Origin of the sequence: Bacillus sp. ISL-55, from assembly GCF_018613155.1 — a bacterium.
Lineage (GTDB): Bacteria > Bacillota > Bacilli > Bacillales > Cytobacillaceae > Mesobacillus.
In genome coordinates this window covers 86,507-105,647 of the sequence record NZ_JAGGQU010000013.1, presented here as the reverse complement: position 1 = coordinate 105,647, position 19,141 = coordinate 86,507, and the positions used below count along the sequence as shown (strand labels likewise).

The following is a 19,141-nucleotide window of genomic DNA, read 5'->3' as shown; positions in this document are numbered from 1 at the left end:
GTACTTATAATAAGGATAAATAACTATAGATGCTGGGTTGTTATTGAAGGAGCTTTTTGGATGAAAGAAATCGAATTGAAAATGCAGGGGAAAATCAGCCGTCTGACCAATCATACATTTAAGTTTGATGAAAGGATTCGTGATGGCTGGTTTTCAGCTGTGTATTTTCTAAAAACTCGTGAGCTTGTAAAGAAATACCATGAAGACAATATCATCACGATGCAGTTTTTCCAGAAGGACGAAGCTGTTTTGTGCGGCACTGATGAAGTGATCGCCCTGGTAAAAACATTTGCTGACCGTCCTGAGGAGCTGGAGATTCATTCACTTAAGGATGGAGATAAAATCTCACCGTTTGAAACCGTCCTGACCATAACAGGGCCATACCAGAGTTTTGGTTACCTTGAGGGAATCATTGATGGCATCCTGGCTAGAAGAACGTCTGTCTCAACGAATGTTTATAATGTCGTAAAGGCAGCAAGTTATTCAGGCCATCAAAAGCCGGTCATTTTCATGGGAGACCGTGACGACCATTATACGACACAGGCTGGGGATGGTTATGCAGCCTATATTGGAGGCGCAACTGCCCAGGCCACACATGCGATGAATGAATGGTGGGGCAAGCATGGGATGGGAACGATGCCGCATGCATTGATCCAAATGTTCAATGGCGATATCGTCGCAGCAACCCGGGCTTATCAGGAAACCTTCCCTAATGATGATTTGATCGCTCTTGTTGATTATAATAATGATGCGATTACTGACTCATTGAAAGTCGCAAGGGAATTTGGGGCAAAGCTGAAGGGCGTCAGGGTTGATACCTCTCGTACACTGATCGACCAGTATTTCCTGCGCAATCAGCACTTGCTTGGGACATTCGATCCTCGCGGAGTGAATGCAGAATTAATCTTTGCACTAAGAAAAGCACTTGACGATGAAGGCTATCATCATGTGAAAATTGTCGTGAGCGGCGGCTTTAGTGAAAAAAGGATATTGGAGTTTGAAAAGCATAATGTACCAGTCGACATGTATGGTGTAGGCGGTAGCCTTTTAAAATTAAAAGTAGGTTTTACTGGCGACAATGTCATGTTGAACGGAAAACATCAGGCGAAGTCAGGCAGAAAGTACAGGCCGAATCCTCGTCTTGAAAAAGTAGAATTTTAACAAGTTTGAAAGCAACTAATAAAGGGAATATATACTTTTATTCATCATTGCGGTTTTACAATTTGCTTTTGGTGCAATTTTTTAAAAATAGCTCCACAATGGGACAGCATTAATGTAACTGTGTTATTTACCGTAATGATGTTATAATGATTCAATACATGAGAGACAGATATAAATTTTTATTGAATTTGCTCTGTTTGATACAGTAAACAGGCGAAATGAGCAATTCAGGATATCTGTCATATACTGTGTTACATACAGACGTTGTTGGAGGTTCTTTATATGACTATTTACCATTTTGTAGGTATAAAGGGGTCTGGAATGAGTGCGTTAGCTCAAGTTCTCCATGATATGGATTATCAGGTACAGGGCTCCGATTATGATAAGCACTTTTTTACCCAGGTAGCCCTTGAGAAATCTGGAATAAAGATCCTTCCGTTTGATAAGGAAAATATACAGCCTGGGATGACGGTTATTGCAGGCAATGCCTATCCCGATACCCATGAAGAAATTCAGGAAGCAATGAAGCTTGGCCTTCCAATTATCAGATATCACCGATTCCTTGGTGATTTCATGCAAAACTTTACAAGTGTTGCGGTTACTGGGGCTCATGGAAAGACATCGACTACTGGATTGCTTGCGCATGTGATGAGGGGCGCCAAGCCTACATCATTCCTGATTGGCGATGGAACAGGGAAAGGCGACAAAGATGCTCAATACTTTGTATTCGAAGCATGTGAGTACCGCCGCCATTTCCTTTCGTATTTCCCTGATTACGCAATCATGACGAATATCGACTTTGACCACCCGGATTACTTTGCCAATATCGAAGACGTTTTCTCCGCTTTCCAGGAGATGTCATGGCAGGTTAAAAAGGGTATCTTTGCATGCGGTGATGATGAGCAGCTGCAGAAAATCCAGGCTAAGGTGCCAGTTGTATTTTATGGTTTTGGCGAAGAAAACGACTTCCAGGCTCGCAATATCGTCAAGTCAACTGAAGGCACTACATTTGATGTTTTTGTAAGGAATAACTTCTATGACACCTTCTCGATTCCGGCTTATGGAGACCATAATGTCCTGAACTCGCTCGCTGTCATTGCTTTGTGCCATTACGAAAACATTGAATCAAAAGTGATCCAGGCTCAGCTTGAAACGTTCGAAGGCGTGAAAAGGAGATTTTCTGAGAAGAAGGTTGCAGATCAGGTGATCATTGACGACTACGCTCACCATCCTACAGAAATCAAAGTAACAATTGAAGCTGCTAAGCAGAAGTATCCTGATCGTGAAATCGTCGCAGTTTTCCAGCCGCATACCTTTACGAGAACTCAAGCTTTCCTGAATGAGTTTGCAGAAAGCTTGAATAAGGCAGACAAGGTTTATCTGTGCGAAATCTTTGGTTCAGCCCGTGAGATTCATGGGAAATTATCGATTACCGATCTAAAAGACAAAATTGAAGACGCTGAAATCATCACTGAAGATGATACAACACGTCTGAAAGAACACGGCAATGGCGTTATCCTATTCATGGGCGCCGGCGATATTCAGAAGTTCCAGCAAGCATATGAAAATCAGTTACAAGTGTAAAGAAAAGCGGAGGCGACTGTCCAACTCCGACAAGCGCTGGAGGGCCTGGCAGTGAAGTCGTTCTTTGACTTCATTGGCAGGACCGAAGCGTCCCGAGGAGTTAGGAGCCGCAGCTGGACAATTCTCGAAGTGGAAAATCCATATTTTTTGACATACAAAAGGATGCGGCCAATTGGTCCGCATCCTTTTGTATGTTCTTCGACTCTCACTTATTTAAGGTTCTCAGGGTTCAAGCCTTCAAGTTCTGGAATAACAAAGCGTCCATCTTTGCGAATCAGTACGTCATCGAAATAGATCTCTCCGCCTCCGTATTCAGGTCGCTGGATGTTGACCATATCCCAGTGGATATTGGAATGGTTGCCATTGAATGCATCCTCATAGCATTGTCCAGGAGTGAAGTGGAAGCTTCCATCAATTTTTTCATCAAACAGGATGTCCTGCATTGGATGCAAGATATATGGATTCACGCCGATTGCGAATTCTCCGATAAAACGAGCGCCTTCATCTGTATCAAAAATCTTGTTGATGCGCTCTGAATCGTTCGCAGACGCTTCAACGATTTTGCCATCCTTGAAAGTAAGCTTCACATTTTCGAAAGTGAACCCCTGGTAAGGAGATGGTGTATTGTAGGTGATCACGCCATTGACTGAATCACGAACAGGTGCTGTGTAAACTTCACCATCAGGGATATTCAGCTCACCGGCACATTTTACAGCCGGGATATCTTTGATTGAGAAGCTCAGGTCAGTTCCTGGTCCGGTAATCCTTACCTTATCTGTGCGGTTCATCAGATCTGCCAGGCTGTCCATTGCTTTATCCATTTTTCCATAATCAAGGTTGCAGACGTCGAAGTAGAAATCTTCGAACGCTTCCGTACTCATCTTCGCAAGCTGTGCCATTGCTGAGTTAGGGTAACGCAGGACAACCCATTTTGTTTTTGGAACACGAATGTCCCTATGTACCTTCTTGCCGATTGTATTGCCATGGATTTTCATTTTATCTGCCGGAACATCAGCGTGTTCATTGATATTATCTCCAGAACGAAGGCCAATGTAAGCATCCATTTTACTCATCACATTTGCTTCAAATTCAGCAATCATGTCAAATTGCTCCTGCTGGGCTCCCATAAGTAATGAACGGTCCACCTGGTGGTCCTTCAATGATACGAATGGATATCCGCCTGCTTCGTATGCTTCTTTCACTAAAGCCGTAACAAGCTCACGCTGGAGACCGAAATTTTCAATCAGGACCTTTTCACCCTTTTGAAGCTTGACCGAGTAATTGATAAGGTTTTTTGCCAGTTTTTGAATACGTGGGTCTTTCACCGATATCACTCCTATGTATTAAAATAAAGCACATAATCATATTGTAACCGAAAGGGTAATGTTTGTACTCATTTCCTTTCAGGAGATTGAGAATAATCAATTTAGTTTAGCTGCAAGAAGATATAATCGATCGCCGGTTGAGGAACGGAAATAGAAGTAAATAGAAAAACAGGTCACCAATGGAGCTTTTAAGTGTATCGCTATTGGAAAGAGGCCCTTATGCGGTCAAATCCGCCTCTATAAGGGTCCCGTTCAAGGCGAAAGGGACCCTTATGCGGTTAAATCCGCCTCTATAAGGGTCCCGTTCCAGTCGAAAGAGCCCCTTATGCGTTCAAATCCGTCTCTATAAGGGTCCCGTTCCAGTCGAAAGAGTCCCTTATGTAAGCAAATCCGCCTCTATAAGGGTCCCGTTCCAGTTGAAAGAGACCCATATGTAAGGCAATCCGCTTCTATAAGGGTCCCGTACAAGCCGAAAGCAACCCTTATGTAAGCAAAGTCAATCCGTTTCTACCAATGGAGTAGTTATTTGGCAGAATTACAATTAAAATTACAAATACTCTAAGGCATGAAAGGAGACTTAGCTTGCATTGGTTGTGCCAAGTAACTGAAGGCTGCCGTTCTTCTCATCAGATTTACTAAACAATCTCCTATAAAAACTATGAATGATGGAATTTGTAGAAAGATATTCTTATTCAGGAAGGAAAAGGGTATGATTATATTGAAATACATATTAGACAAGGTGGTTTACGTCGCTAACTGCGGGGTAAAATGTACATATGCTAACGGAGGTGTTCAACAATGGAAATTATTTTGTATTTAAGTGTTGCTGTCATAGCAATTGCATTCTTGGTTTTGGTCGTGTCGTTATCCAAAACTCTAAAATCCTTACAAACAACTTTAGACAGTGTATCAGGCACACTTGATGGCCTGGAAAAGCAGTTGGATGGAGTGACTCGTGAAACGACGGAGCTTCTGCACAAAACAAATAATTTGGCCGACGATATTTCGAGAAAATCTGAAAGCTTGAACGGTGTCGTGAATGCTGTGAAGGATGTAGGAAATTCGGTTCAGAGATTCAATCAATCTATTCATAATGTCCAAACAATGGTGGATCTTCAGATTGACAAAAATAAGGACAAGATTTCCCAGGTTGTTCAGTGGAGCAACGTATTCCTTGAGTTGAAGGATAAGTGGCAATCAAAAAAAACAGCCAAGATTGACCATCAGCTAGAAGGCGAAGAGATGGTAACGAGGCAGCGTGAACGTGTTCGGTATTAATGAAAGGTGGAGATAAAATTATGAACAGAGAACAAAGCCAATATGATGTAAACGGACAGATGAAAGAGGACAACAATAATTCCAGGGATTTTGTCACTGGAGCAATTGTTGGCGGGCTTGCCGGAGCACTGGCAGCATTATTGCTTGCTCCTAAGTCAGGCAAAGAGTTAAGAGGATCGCTTAATGAGCAAACTTCTACACTAAAGAACAAGAGTGCTGACCTTGCATCGGTAGCGAAGGAAAAGGCAAACGGCTTGAAAGAAACTGTTTCACAGCAGTCTTCTACAATTGCCAACAAAGTGAAGGACATGAAGAACAAAAACGGTAATACTTCACAGAACACGGAAGTTGACGAAGCTGAACTTCAAGAAGTACCAACATCCATGGCAGAGACAAGCACAATGGAACACACACACACTGCTACTGGAGAAGAAATCCAAAAGAAGCTTGAAGAAACACAAAAGGCTTTCGATGATACTGAAAACAAGCTAAATCAGTAAGTTTGTCAATGAAACGGTGAAGTGGTAAGATAGCTTCACCGTTTATTTTTTTATAAAAAAGGCTTGAATAAAAGGAGAGAGTAGGATGAAAAAGATTGATTCAATCGAACAGTTTAACGCACTTGTCGATTCCGGTGAAACATTCTTCATGCTGAAGCACAGCACGACCTGCCCAATCAGCGCTGCTGGATATGATGAATTCGCGAAGTTCGAAAACGATGGCAATGATAATCTATATTATCTAACAGTCCAGGATTCACGTGATCTATCCAACCATATTGCTGAGAAATTCCATGTTAAACATGAATCGCCTCAGGCAATTTTATTCGTGAATTCAGATGTTGCATGGCATGCTTCTCATTTTAAAATCACCGCAAAATCATTGGCGGCAGCTAAAGAAGAAAATGCAAAGTAAAAAAACATCCGCACAGGATGTTTTTTTTACTTTAAACTTATTGGGCTTTCGAATATTATATTTAACTCGTCACCAGGTGCAAGACGGTCATCAAACGCTGCTTTTTCTCCGTTCCTCAATAGGGTGAACCCGCGGCTGTCTTTAGGGATATCAATCTGTGCAAAGTTGAATAAGTCCTGAAAGATAAACAGCTGGACATCCTTTTGCTTTGTGGATAGATGGTCGCCGTCATATATGCGTTCGTCCAACCCAAGCTTAATGCCCCCTCGCGTGAATTCAATCAATTCCTGTTCCAGTTGAATTTGCTGCCCGTTGAAAAAAATCGGCAATGATTCAGTAACAGGAATCCCCAGTATTTCTGCCAATCTTCTAAGTGTAGGTTCCGTTCCCTTTTCAAAACGGATGTCATCAAGATGGTCTATTTTGTTTTGCAACTTTGATGCTAAGCCGTTTACAAAAATACTTCCCGTAAGCGCTGTGATTTTGTGTTCTATACCGTCAACCTTTATAAAAAATGGGCGAGTATCATTAAGGAGTTCTGCGAGTTTAAGTTCCTTCAGAACGTCTTCGACAGTGTCGGCCATTTCAAAAATGATCTCGTCTCTGTCTTCGACTGGTTGGGACATCGAAGCTGGAAGGCTATTGCAGGTTAAACCTGCGCTTACTTCATATCTTTTACTGTTGATTATGACGGTCCTGGAAGGAAGTTCACCGATCAACTCACCAAGTGTCATCTCTGGCCTGACCCCATCCTCGCCTTTTTGGACAGTTAATTTATCTCCTCCATCTACCTGATCATCAAATGAGCAAGCTAAACCATTTTTCAATAATACGGGTTGCTGTCCATGCTTACCGGGTATGGTCACATTTTTGCCATTCAGGCTGACAATCATGGCGAGCCCCGGCCTGCCGTATAGCTTATTCATTTTAATCCCGGCAGCCAGCAGACAATCTCCCACCGTCAGTTTGTTGACCTCAAACAGCCTCACCGGCTGGCCGTTCACATGAACGGTATGATATTGGACAGGAGATTGCTTCGCTGCAATGGCAATTCCGATTGGCGTCACCAGTTCAGGGCCTTTCGTTATATGATCTGCAAATGAAACGGAATTGATGGCATCAAGTCCGCGGATGGCGACCCTGTTTTCAGGCAGGTTCAACTTGGCAGCAAGCCTCCTGGGCAGGTCAGGAGTAAGGCTTCCGCCCCCAACAAGCATCACTGCTTTAGGGGATTTATTCCCATTGAGCCTCAGGATTTCCTCTCCGATTGTATCTGCCAAACGGCTGACCGCAGGAGCGATACGTTCAACAGCTTCATCCCTGCTGATCTCTGTTTCAAAGCCAAGTATGTCTGTGATTGAAATAGATTCATTTTCAAGTAGGTCCCGCTTTGCTTTTTCAGCAAGAGGGAAGTCCAGCAAAAACTCTTCACTAACCGCTTCAGTGATTTCATCCCCCGCTACTGGGACCATTCCATAGGCGATTACCGTTCCTGAGTCAGTGAGCGCGATATCGGATGTACCTGCGCCTATATCAACAAGAGCAACATTCAGTCTCCTCATAGAAGCAGGAATCAACACATTGATGGCAGCAATTGGTTCAAGAGTAAGAGCGTCCATTTCAAGACCAGCCCGGTCTAAGGCAGATAACAGTGATTCAACGACAACTTTTGGCAGGAAGGTCGCGATGATTTCTACAGATGCTTCGTTTCCCCGCTGGTCAATAAGATTTCCTATTTCTTCTCCATCAAGCTGGTAATAGAGTACTGAGTACCCGACACAATAATAGTGATGATCATTGTGTTTTTCACCAGCAACAGCAGCTTGTGCCAGCTGGACTGCACTTAATTCAAGGTGGAGGATATCCTGCTTTGAAAACATCGGCTTGCCGGAAATATCGACTAGAGCTTTTGATTGTTCAGTTTTCAGGGCCCGGCCAGCTGCAGCTACACAGACCTTTGTTAAGGGACCATGTGAAACTTCCATTGCCTCTTTAATTTCAGTGATGATTTCTGATACAGACAAAACATCATGGATTTGGCCATCCAGCATCGATCTTTCCTTGTGTTCACGGACAATGATGTCGACGGCTTCATAATGTCCATCTGATTCTTCCAGGATGATTCCCACCACAGATCTGGTTCCTATATCTAACGCAAACAGTTTATTATTCACATGCAATTCATGCACCCTCTAACTTAAGATCTCATACGATGCTTTATCACTTAAAAGCGTTTAATTATTAAAGAATTTTTACGTGACAATCAATATTTTTTCAGATATAATTACCTTTATCATATTATACAGCTTGATTCATAGCACATTTGCTGCATTTTATTACATCTGGCTTCTATTCTATTATCGGCTTTGGAGTGACAATGCTTTAGGATCGGAGCCGCAGAAAAATTGCTTCACCAGAAATTCAGGTGCTACAAATTTAATCGAATTTCCAGAGTGCAGTGAAAGTAACAGGTTTCTCTTGTTTGAAAAGTCTTAGGGTTAGGACTAAAATGAATTCCGAAAGGACGGGACAGAAAATGAGTAAAAATCTTGACCAGCTTAGAAATCGTGTGGATGAATTGAATTTAGAGCTTTTATCATTAATTAATGAGAGAGCCCTGCTCGTCCAGGAAATTGGCCGTGCAAAAGAAACTCAGGGTGTCTACCGTTATGACCCTGTGCGCGAGAGAGAAATGCTTGATTTAATCAAGGAAAAAAATGACGGTCCTTTTGAGAATTCAACAATAGAACATATTTTCAAGGAAGTTTTCAAGGCGGGCCTTGAGCTTCAATCAGATGACCACCGTAAAGCTCTTCTCGTTTCCAGGAAGAAGAAGCCTGAGGATACAATCATTGATATTAAGGGCTTGAAAATCGGCGATGGTACCCCGGACTTTGTTTTCGGACCATGTTCAGTTGAATCATATGAACAAGTGGCGACTGTGGCTGAAGCCGTTAAAGCGAAAGGGTTCAAGCTGCTGCGCGGCGGAGCTTTCAAGCCGCGGACTTCACCTTATGACTTCCAGGGTCTGGGTATAGAAGGACTTAAGATTTTAAAAAGAGTAGCAGATGAATATGATCTCGCTGTCATTAGTGAAATTGTCACACCTGCCGATATCGAGGTCGCTGTCGATTACCTTGATGTGATCCAAATCGGCGCACGTAACATGCAAAACTTCGAGCTTCTAAAAGCAGCAGGAGCCGTGAACAAACCTATTTTACTAAAACGTGGTATTTCCGCCACAATTGAGGAGTTCATCAACGCGGCTGAATATATTATGTCACAGGGCAACGGCCAGATCATTCTGTGTGAACGTGGAATCCGGACGTACGAAAGGGCTACACGGAATACACTTGATATTTCTGCAGTGCCAATTTTGAAAAAAGAAACACATCTTCCAGTTATGGTTGACGTCACGCACTCCACAGGCAGGAGAGACCTTTTGCTCCCTGCAGCCAAAGCTGCACTTGCAATTGGGGCAGATGGAGTCATGGCAGAGGTTCATCCAGATCCAGCGGTAGCTTTATCCGACAATGCCCAGCAGATGGATCTGAAGCAGTTCGACGAGTTTTTAGAAGGATTAAAAAATACTCCGTTTGTGAGAGTATAAATTTCTTGAAACCTTCCTTTCTTTTTAGGAAGGTTTTTTTTATGGTTTTAATGGATAAGAAAGATAAACTTATCCACTTAGATTAGTGTCTAGCTCCAGCGCTTGTCGGAGCAGACCAAGGCGCTTGCGCTTTTCATATTGAATATTTTAGGGTAACGTAAAAAGAAGTGATTTAACAGAATTAGTGATAAAAATAAATTAATTAAGCTGTTCAGATTGCGGGATTGATAAGGATGTCGTATGATTAATAACATAATTAAGCTTGTACATATAATCACAAACTTAAAAAATGATTATTGTGGCAATTTTTGCTGTAAACTAACTGAAAAGCGCCGTTTATTACCTGAAGGAGTGAAATAGATGAATATTACAATATATGATGTGGCACGGGAAGCAAACGTTTCAATGGCAACGGTTTCACGTGTTGTCAATGGAAACCCGAATGTAAAGCCAGCTACAAGGAAGAAAGTCATGGAAGTCATTGACCGTCTCGGATACCGCCCGAATGCTGTTGCCCGAGGACTGGCAAGCAAAAAGACGACGACTGTCGGAGTCATCATCCCCGATATCGCTAGCCCGTTCTTTGCTGAGCTGGCAAGAGGAATTGAAGATATTGCCACGATGTACAAATACAATATTATCCTGAGCAACTCAGACCAAAATATTGAAAAAGAACTGCATCTGTTAAATACAATGCTTGGCAAACAAGTTGATGGAATTGTCTTCATGGGCGGCAATATCAAGGCTGAGCATGTAGAACAATTCAAGAAGTCCCCTGTACCAATCGTTTTGGCTGGATCAATCGAGGAAACGGGTGAAATCCCATCCGTCAATATTGACTACGAACAGGCAACCTTTGATGCTGTATCCACTTTTATTGAAAAAGGCCATAAAGAGATCGCATTCGTGATTGGGCCTCAGCAGGAGCCAATCAACAAGGATAAAAAGCTTGAGGGCTATAAGCGTGCATTAAAAGATGCCGGAATACAATACAACGAAGAGCTTGTAGTTGAAGGGGATTATACGTATGATTCAGGCCTCGAGGCTATTGAAAGAATCCTTGAGCTTGATAAAAAGCCAACAGCAATCCTGGTCGGATCGGACGAAATGGCACTTGGCGTAATCCATGGTGCATTTGACCGCGGCTACAGCGTTCCAGAAGATTTCGAGGTAATTGCTTCAGACAATACAAGATTGACATTGATGGTACGTCCACAGCTTACAACGATTGTCCAGCCTTTGTACGATATCGGGGCAGTTGCGATGCGCTTACTGACGAAGTATATGAATAAAGAAAATGTAGATGAGAATATCGTCGTCCTGCCGCACAGAATTGAGAACAGAGATTCAACAAAATAATGTGAGAAGCCCCTTGCAGCGGATGCAAGGGGCTTTTCATTGGAATCTGCTTATTTTGTTTTATATAGAATAAATAAACCTGCCTAACGAAAAAAACCGGGCCATTGAATCTCCCGGTTTCTAACTTACACTGTTTCAGATTTCTTATTTGATCGAATTGGATACAGAGCTTTCTCCACTGTCTGGGCATTCTTTTCGGTGATTTCCGGTTTGCGCGGGATGGGCGGATATAAGTCTTCAGGATCGTCCCACTCCTGTGGCAATTCTACAGGTGCTTGATCCTTCCAGTCTTCTATCCACTCCTGCGGCAAGCTGCCATAACAGTTTGAGTTTTCAATCATTTCAAGCCAGATCAGTGACCAGGCTCTCGGCACGACGCGCCAAATATCATAGCCTCCGCCCCCGACAGCAATCCATTTGCCGTCGCAGTATTTATGGGCCACTTCATGGGCCAGCTTTGGTATTTCCCGATAAATTTTCATCGTAGACGATAAATGGGTCAATGGATCAAGATAATGGGCATCTGCCCCATTTTGCGTAAGAATCACGTCGGGTTGAAAGAACTCGGCAACTTCCCTCAGGGCACTCCTATAGGCATCTAACCACGATTCGTCCTCTGTGAAGGCGTCGACGGGGATATTGAAAGAATACCCATAGCCTTTGCCCTGGCCGCGCTCATTCACATTTCCTGTACCCGGGAAAAGATAACGTCCTGTTTCATGAATCGATAGAGTGCATACATTAGGATCATCGTAAAATGACCATTGTACACCATCTCCATGGTGGGCATCAGTATCGACATAGAGTACGCGGGCATTGTATTTTTCCTGAAGGTACTTGATTGCTACAGAACTGTCATTGTAAATACAGAAGCCTGACGCTTTTCCCCTGAAGCCGTGATGCAGCCCGCCGCCCAGATGAAGTGCGTGGTTGGCTTTGCCGGTCATGACATAATCCACGGCTGTCAGGGTGCCTCCGACAAGCAAAGAGCTCGCTTCATGCATATTTGCAAAAATCGGTGTATCTTCCGTTCCCAATCCATATCCTTCCGCGGATTCACCCTTAAGCTTTCCCTGGCCAGCAAGCTTAACAGCGTTTACAAAATTGGGGTCATGAACGAGGTGAAGTTCCTCATCCGTTGCCATCCGAGGCGCAACAATATGTTCCTCATCGATTGCGCCAATTTTACGCAGCAAATCCAGCGTAAGTTTCAACCTCATCTGGTTGAAAGGATGATGGCTGCTGAAACGATAATTCAGCAGCTCTTCAGAAAAGACGAATACAGAGCGATCGCTCATGATGAAACTCTCGGAAGGTTTGGCCAGAGTACATGATGTCCGGCCTTTTTCAAGTCCTCGATTACAGCGATTGGATTCATCGTCTGGATTCTTACGACGAGGATTTTAAAACGTTCATCCTTTTGGTCAGGGTATACGAGAACACTCTGGATATTCGCTTTCCGCATGCTGATGACAGAAGCGATTTCACATAGCATTCCTGCTTTGTTTGGTACTTTCACTTCAATTTGCGAGCCGGGCTGATGTGCGCCAGTAAGCTCAACGAGTGTATGCAGAAGATCTGTCTCAGTGACTATGCCTACCAGCTTTTTATCCTTGATGATTGGAAGGCAGCTGATGTTATGTTCATAAAAAATGGCTGAAATTTCTTCGACAAAATCTAGAGGGTGCCCAGTGATCACATTAGTCGTCATAATCGATTTGACTGGATTCTCGAGATCACCCTTATGCTCATCCCTATGAAACACAGAAGGGGCGGCATCCTTGATGTCCCTGTCGGACACCAGTCCGATCACACTGTTGTCCTTATTTACTATTGGGATATGGCGAATCTTTTTATTCGCCATTAGCTCGATTGCATCCGCAATTGTATTTTCAGGAAAAAGTGTCGTTACTTCCTTTTTCATAATTTCCTCGACGATCATGGTTCCTTCCTCCTTGAATGATGAGGTATCATCAATACATAAAACGGTTCATGAACCGCAGCTGGTCAAACTGCTGGATTGATTCGGGTGGAATTCTTTTGCCGATTCGCGCCATCAAACAGTTTGCTGGATGGGAGCTGATTTCCGGATCATCTGTCGCGTACCAGGTTAGACCGCCAGCATTCATCATTTTTTCCATGACTTTGCGGTACTCCCAAACATTCAAGCCGGTTCCTTTTAAGTCCCAATGCCAGTAGTATTCAGTCGTGATAATGATATAATCTTCCATCGCGTCATCCATCATGGAAACCATCAGCAAATTCTTGCCGACTCGGCTGCCGCGGAATTCAGGAATGACCTCGATTGCACCCAGTTCTATTAAATCTTCCATTTTTCCTTCTGACCATCTTTCGAGCGGGTCTGGATAAAGGTAAGTAACATAACCGACAATCATATGGCCTGAGCGCGCTACGATAATACGTCCCTCCGGCAGACCGGCAATCTCAACCAATGCCTTGTGCTGCTGGGCAGGGGGACGGAAAGCCACTAGGTCTTCATGGAATTCATAGCTTGCAAGTTTTTCAGGAGAAATCGGGCCTTCAATGATTAAACGGCCATGAGGAGTTTTCAATTCTTTTGCGTTATAAGTCTTTTTATGTTCCATTCAGTCACCACCCGTCAACAATTCAAACGATAATTCTATTATACATAAAATCTAACAGATAAAAGCGCTTTCACAAAATTTTCTGTATTTAAATATGAATTTTTTCGAAAGGAAAATTCACAAAAATTTCGTTATGCTCCGCCTTAAAACGGTATGTATCAGGAATACTTATTTACCCATGGAAAATTTTAAATCACAATTTATATTCTACTAATATTTTAAAAATTGAGAAAATCGAAATTTTATACTATAATGGATTTTAAATATAAAGCCAAGGGGGATGGATACATGAAAGTGGAAGCGCTACCAGTTACACAAGGGGATCATAACTTAAAAAATTATCAAGAGCTTCATGGCCAATTTGATTGGAGCGAAGCGGAGAAAGAGTTTTCCTGGTCTGAAACAGGCAGGGTCAATATGGCATATGAAGCAATCGACCGCCATGCAGAAGGGTTCAGGAAAAATAAAATTGCGCTATATTATCAGGATGGGGTACGCAAGGAAAAATATACTTTTAAAGAGATGAAGGAGCTTTCCAATAAAGCCGGGAATGTCTTTAAAACTTATGCTGATGTGGAAAAAGGGGACCGCGTGTTTATCTTCATGCCTCGTTCTCCAGAACTGTATTTTGCTGTTCTCGGGGCGGTCAAGCTAGGCGCGATTGTGGGTCCATTATTTGAAGCATTCATGGAAGGTGCTGTCCGTGACAGACTGGAGGACAGTGGAGCAAAGGTATTGGTGACGACACCTGAGCTTCTTGAGCGTGTTCCTGTTGATGAGCTTCCTGATTTGAAGCATATTCTACTTGTTGGCGACAATATCGTGGAAAACGACAAGTATGTTGACTTTAAGCAAAAGCTAGCTGAAGCCAGCAAAAAGCTTGATATCGAATGGGTTGAACGTACAGATGGCCTGATTTTACATTATACTTCGGGTTCCACTGGAAAACCTAAGGGTGTGCTCCATGTACATAATGCGATGATCCAGCATTATCAGACGGCAAAATGGGTACTTGACCTTAAAGAAGAAGATGTATACTGGTGCACTGCGGATCCAGGCTGGGTAACAGGAACTTCATACGGAATTTTCGGCCCATGGCTTGCAGGGACGTCAAATGTCATCATTGGCGGGCGATTTAATCCTGAGACATGGTATAAGATGATTGAAGAATACGGAGTGACTGTCTGGTATAGTGCTCCTACAGCTTTCAGGATGCTGATGGGTGCGGGCGATGAGATAGTGAAGAAGTTCGACCTTAGCTGTCTGCGTCATATCCTTAGTGTCGGTGAGCCGCTGAATCCAGAGGTAGTCAGATGGGGAATGAAAGTGTTCAACCTGCGCATCCATGATACCTGGTGGATGACAGAAACGGGTGCACAATTAATCTGTAACTATCCAAGCATGGAAATCAAGCCTGGATCAATGGGGAAACCAATCCCAGGCGTGAAGGCTGCGATTGTTGATGACCAGGGCAACGAATTGCCGCCATACAGAATGGGCAACTTAGCAATCCAAAAGGGCTGGCCATCGATGATGCATACAATCTGGAACAACCCTCAAAAGTATGAGTCTTACTTCATGCCAGGTGACTGGTACGTTTCCGGTGACTCAGCATATATGGATGAAGATGGCTACTTCTGGTTCCAGGGACGTATTGATGATGTTATCATGACTTCAGGCGAGCGTGTCGGACCTTTTGAAGTTGAAAGCAAGCTGGTTGAACACCCTGCAGTTGCTGAAGCTGGTGTCATTGGCAAGCCAGACCCAGTCCGAGGCGAAATCATCAAGGCATTCATCGCATTGCGTGACGGTTATGAGCAGTCTGACGAATTAATCGAAGAAATCCGCCAATTTGTTAAAAGAGGCCTTGCTGCACATGCTGCTCCACGTGAAATTGAATTCCGCGATAAGCTGCCGAAGACACGAAGCGGTAAAATTATGCGCCGAGTATTGAAGGCCTGGGAACTTGATCTCCCAACCGGCGACCTATCTACAATGGAAGATTAATAGAACTATTACAAGAGTGTGAAACCTGGTTTCACGCTCTTTTTGCGTTTGGATAAACAAAACACCGCATCCAGATCGGACGCGGTGTCATTTTTTGCTTAATTGCTAATTTCCATCGCCATTGCCGGTTCCTTCACCTTCACCGTCACCATCACCATCTCCAGGTGGTGGTTCAGGAGGATCTTTTGGTTTAGGATCAGTTGGAGGAGGGTCTTTCGGTTTTGGATCCTTCGGTTTGTCTTCCTTTGGAGGATCCTTAGGCTCTGGCTTTTGTCCAATTTCAATGATATTGGATGGAGCGGATTCTTTCCCGGCAATATCGACTGCTGTGACATAGAATGAGCCGTCTCCAGCATTGAAACTCAAAGCTTCCCCTGCTTTGATGCTGCCGACTTTTTTCTTGTTGTTATAGATTCTGTATCCGACAATATCAGTTTCAGGATGCTTGCCCCAGGTGATTGTCTTGCCTGAGAGCTTGATTCCCAGTGCTGCAGGAGTTTTACCATTCTCGCTCAGCTTATCATCTGCAACGAGAATTTTGTTCCATGCATCCTTTTTAGGGATCAACTGCTGAGGATTCCTGATTTTATGGCCAATGTAGTTTTCCATGTATTCCGGATTCAGGATCACTCCAGTGTCCGTGAATTCAGCTGGAGTTGAATCAAGGGCGATATAGCGCTTGTCACCGACGGTTACGAATTTGTTCTCGACCAGGCTGTCGTCTACCTTTGTTGGAGCATATTTGGCAATAAAGTAATCTGATTCAACAAGTCCTGCTTTAGTGCAAGCGCTTGAAGGCAGCAAACCAGATACTGCACAATAAGATCTCTTGACGATTCCTCCAGGCATTTTGAAGCGCTCTTCAGGATCGACTAACTGAGGAGCAACATCATAAGCATCGTTCATCAGGTCTGCCCAGATGTATTGAGTTCGGACTCCATAGGTAAGTCCGTTATATTTTTTTTCCAATGGTTTTGGTGTGTCATACCCAAGCCATACACCGAAAGAGACATTTGGATTGGTAGCCACAAACCACGAATCAATATATTCATGGCCTGTTCCTGTTTTACCAGCCCAGTCAGATCCGAATTTCAGTCTGCCATTTACAGCTGTAGCTGTACCGCGGTTAATAACATCACGCATCATATCGATTGTTAAATAAGCTGTCTGCGGGCTGAAAACTTCAACTGGTTCTGATTTGTGCTGATATACGACTTCGCCATTTTTATCAACAATTTTTTCAATCATATAAGCATCTATGAATTTCCCGCCATTAGCGAATGTACCGAATGCATTGGTGTTCTCTTCAACAGTGACACCACCGCGCAATGAGCCAATCGCTGTTGATGGATTTTCATAGTCATCCTTATGCAGATTAGAGAATCCCATTTTATCCAGGAAGGTTGCTGGCCTTTGGTTGAGGATACTCTTGTAGGCAAGAACAGCAGGGACGTTATAAGACTTTGTCAATGCGTGTCTCGCTGAAGTCAATCCGCTGTACCGCATATCATAGTTATTTGGCCAGGCTCTGCCAGGACCGTTCAAAAACACCTGGACATCTGGCAGGACAGAACCAGGATGCAGTTTCCCAAGCTCCATTGCTGGTGCATAAACAAGAAGCGGCTTCATTGTCGAACCGTTCTGTCTTGGAGAATCGGTGGCGTGGTTTCTTTGCTGTATATTAAAGTCACGCCCTCCAACGAAACTGATCATCTTACCAGTCTTATTTTCAATCAACACTGCCCCAACTTCCACCTGTTCCGAAATCGTTTTTGTCTTGCTTGAATCATCTGGATCTGGAACTTCCTGTGGTTTGTTACTTCCATAATATTGGTATTTATTAGCTGTTTCCTGGTGTTTTTCATAAATTTCTTTATTGATGGTCGTATAAATCTTATACCCATTCTGTCGGATATCACGGTCTGCAAGTGCATGGTATTCCGCCATCAATTTATCGTCTTTTTTCAAGTCTTCTAATTCATAGCCATCACGTTCAGCTAGAATCTCCGCAAGGATTGTAACGGATCGTTTCTCGATTTCAAACGTCAGGAAGGGGTATTGCTCAACGGTATTATCACTAGGAACTTCTTTTACAAAGTCTTTAGTGATATCATAATTGATCGCTTCCTTAAACTCTTCATCGGAAATGAAACCAGCTCCATGCATTCTTGTGACGACTGTCTTGTATCTGGAAAGCCCGGGCTCAAGTCCAGCCGGGTCCTTTAGCTTGCCGTGGTCGCTGCTGAACGGCGTATAGCCGAATGGGCTCTGTGGAAGTCCTGCGATAAAAGCAGCCTGAGGCAATGTCAGGTCTTTTGCATTTTTTCCAAAGATGCCTTTAGCTGCGGCCTGGACACCGGCAATATTGCTGCCGTTCGCGTTTCGTCCGAACGTCGCGACATTCAAATAGGCTTCAAGGATTTCCTTTTTATCAAAAAATTTCTCGAGACGGAGGGCGAGCAGAATCTCTTTCGCTTTACGCTCGAATGAAATTTCATTCGTCAGAATCTGGTTCTTGATGAGCTGCTGTGTAAGTGTACTTCCCCCAGAGGATGCCGCTGAGTTTGTGACCTCCTGGAAAAGTGCACGCATGATTGCTTTTGGAACAACGCCATCATGCTCATAGAAGTACTCATCTTCTGTTGCGACTACTGCATTTACTAAATGCTTCGACATATCGTCAAGCTTTACTTCCTCACGGTATAAATCCGTCCGGAGCTTGCCAAGATAAACATCGTTATCAAAATATAAATCCGATGTTTCTTCATAGTTGTAGATATCTTTCCTCATATTCTCATAAGGTCGGATTTGTTCATCTTTGACAAGGGATGCGAAGTATCCGGCACCTGTACCGGCGGCGAAACCACCACCGAGAACCAATACAATGATCAATAACAACAGCATGTTCCAGACAACCGAATAAGTAATCCGGGCTCCTTTTACGGTCTTTTTATTCGTAAAAAAAGCACCAAAGGATTTAAGCTTCTCTTTCCAAGCCTGTTTTCCCTCATGCATTCATATCATTCCCCCTAAAATCACATACATTATAGCATAAACAGGCTGTCGAATAGCTGTTAATGTGAATTTTTCTGAAAATTTATGTCGAATTTGACAACAAGTATTGCTTTATGGTAAAAATGCTTTATTAACTTTATAGTAAAAAGCTTTGAAGGGAATTAGTAGTGCTTCTGTCAATGTTCCAGAAAGCCGGCGGCCGCTGTGAGCCGGTACAAACAGAAGGATGAATTACCTCCCCGAGCGCCGCAGTGAAACATATTCATCAGTAGCCGCGGACG

The 19,141-nt window shown here is 43.4% G+C and carries 14 protein-coding genes and 1 other annotated feature (1 of these 15 only partly in view); of the genes, 8 read left to right on the top strand and 6 right to left on the bottom strand.

What is annotated here, in order from left to right:
- Positions 1-60: 60 nt before the first annotated feature.
- Both J7E32_RS07890 and murC read left to right on the top strand, forming a co-directional pair.
- Positions 61-1,161: a nicotinate phosphoribosyltransferase gene (locus tag J7E32_RS07890; protein WP_214906069.1), complete on the top strand. Its 1,101-nt coding sequence runs from the start codon at positions 61-63 to the stop codon at positions 1,159-1,161.
- 282 nt (positions 1,162-1,443) lie between these two features.
- A complete protein-coding gene (murC, locus tag J7E32_RS07885; protein WP_214906066.1) occupies positions 1,444-2,745 on the top strand; it encodes a UDP-N-acetylmuramate--L-alanine ligase in 1,302 nt (433 codons plus the stop codon).
- 209 nt (positions 2,746-2,954) lie between these two features.
- On the opposite strand, the gene J7E32_RS07880 is transcribed toward murC, so the two are convergent.
- A complete protein-coding gene (locus tag J7E32_RS07880) occupies positions 2,955-4,070 on the bottom strand; it encodes an aminopeptidase (protein WP_214906064.1) in 1,116 nt (371 codons plus the stop codon).
- 798 nt (positions 4,071-4,868) lie between these two features.
- On the opposite strand from J7E32_RS07880, the gene J7E32_RS07875 reads away from it, so the two are divergent.
- The 3 genes from J7E32_RS07875 to ytxJ all read left to right on the top strand — a co-directional run bounded on the left by J7E32_RS07875 (position 4,869) and on the right by ytxJ (position 6,263).
- Complete coding sequence (locus J7E32_RS07875) at positions 4,869-5,348, top strand: DUF948 domain-containing protein (protein ID WP_214906061.1); 480 nt, start codon at positions 4,869-4,871, stop codon at positions 5,346-5,348.
- A 20-nt stretch (positions 5,349-5,368) separates the two neighbouring features.
- On the top strand, positions 5,369-5,848 hold the full coding sequence (locus tag J7E32_RS07870; RefSeq protein WP_214906058.1) for a YtxH domain-containing protein: 480 nt from the start codon (positions 5,369-5,371) through the stop codon (positions 5,846-5,848).
- 85 nt (positions 5,849-5,933) lie between these two features.
- A complete protein-coding gene (gene ytxJ / locus J7E32_RS07865; protein ID WP_214906055.1) occupies positions 5,934-6,263 on the top strand; it encodes a bacillithiol system redox-active protein YtxJ in 330 nt (109 codons plus the stop codon).
- A 26-nt stretch (positions 6,264-6,289) separates the two neighbouring features.
- On the opposite strand, the gene J7E32_RS07860 is transcribed toward ytxJ, so the two are convergent.
- Positions 6,290-8,443: a cell division FtsA domain-containing protein gene (locus J7E32_RS07860; protein ID WP_286182880.1), complete on the bottom strand. Its 2,154-nt coding sequence runs from the start codon at positions 8,441-8,443 to the stop codon at positions 6,290-6,292.
- A 356-nt stretch (positions 8,444-8,799) separates the two neighbouring features.
- Between J7E32_RS07860 and J7E32_RS07855 the strand changes: the two genes are divergently transcribed.
- Together J7E32_RS07855 and ccpA are read left to right on the top strand one after the other, a co-directional pair.
- The gene (locus J7E32_RS07855; protein ID WP_214906050.1) at positions 8,800-9,873 is read left to right on the top strand and encodes a bifunctional 3-deoxy-7-phosphoheptulonate synthase/chorismate mutase; all 1,074 of its coding nucleotides are present in this window, start codon (positions 8,800-8,802) and stop codon (positions 9,871-9,873) included.
- Positions 9,874-10,233: 360 nt separating this feature from the next.
- On the top strand, positions 10,234-11,232 hold the full coding sequence (gene ccpA, locus J7E32_RS07850; protein WP_214906048.1) for a catabolite control protein A: 999 nt from the start codon (positions 10,234-10,236) through the stop codon (positions 11,230-11,232).
- Between the two features lie 125 nt (positions 11,233-11,357).
- Here ccpA and J7E32_RS07845 read toward each other — a convergent pair whose 3' ends face one another.
- From J7E32_RS07845 to J7E32_RS07835, 3 genes are read right to left on the bottom strand one after another with little or no spacing between them, the layout of a single operon-like run.
- On the bottom strand, positions 11,358-12,530 hold the full coding sequence (locus J7E32_RS07845) for an acetoin utilization protein AcuC (protein WP_214906046.1): 1,173 nt from the start codon (positions 12,528-12,530) through the stop codon (positions 11,358-11,360).
- Positions 12,527-13,174, bottom strand: a complete 648-nt coding sequence (locus tag J7E32_RS07840; RefSeq protein ID WP_214906043.1) for an acetoin utilization AcuB family protein — start codon at positions 13,172-13,174, stop codon at positions 12,527-12,529. Before J7E32_RS07840 ends, J7E32_RS07845 begins: the two co-directional genes overlap by 4 nt.
- A 31-nt stretch (positions 13,175-13,205) precedes the next feature.
- Positions 13,206-13,838, bottom strand: coding sequence for a GNAT family N-acetyltransferase (locus J7E32_RS07835; RefSeq protein WP_213369136.1), 633 nt, complete (start codon positions 13,836-13,838; stop codon positions 13,206-13,208).
- A gap of 288 nt (positions 13,839-14,126) precedes the next feature.
- On the opposite strand from J7E32_RS07835, the gene acsA reads away from it, so the two are divergent.
- A complete protein-coding gene (gene acsA / locus J7E32_RS07830; protein ID WP_214906041.1) occupies positions 14,127-15,845 on the top strand; it encodes an acetate--CoA ligase in 1,719 nt (572 codons plus the stop codon).
- Between the two features lie 105 nt (positions 15,846-15,950).
- Here the strand turns inward: acsA and J7E32_RS07825 are convergent, their stop codons facing one another.
- Positions 15,951-18,860, bottom strand: coding sequence for a transglycosylase domain-containing protein (locus J7E32_RS07825; protein WP_214906038.1), 2,910 nt, complete (start codon positions 18,858-18,860; stop codon positions 15,951-15,953).
- 142 nt (positions 18,861-19,002) lie between these two features.
- Positions 19,003-19,141: a binding site (T-box leader), on the top strand; it runs 83 nt beyond the window's last position.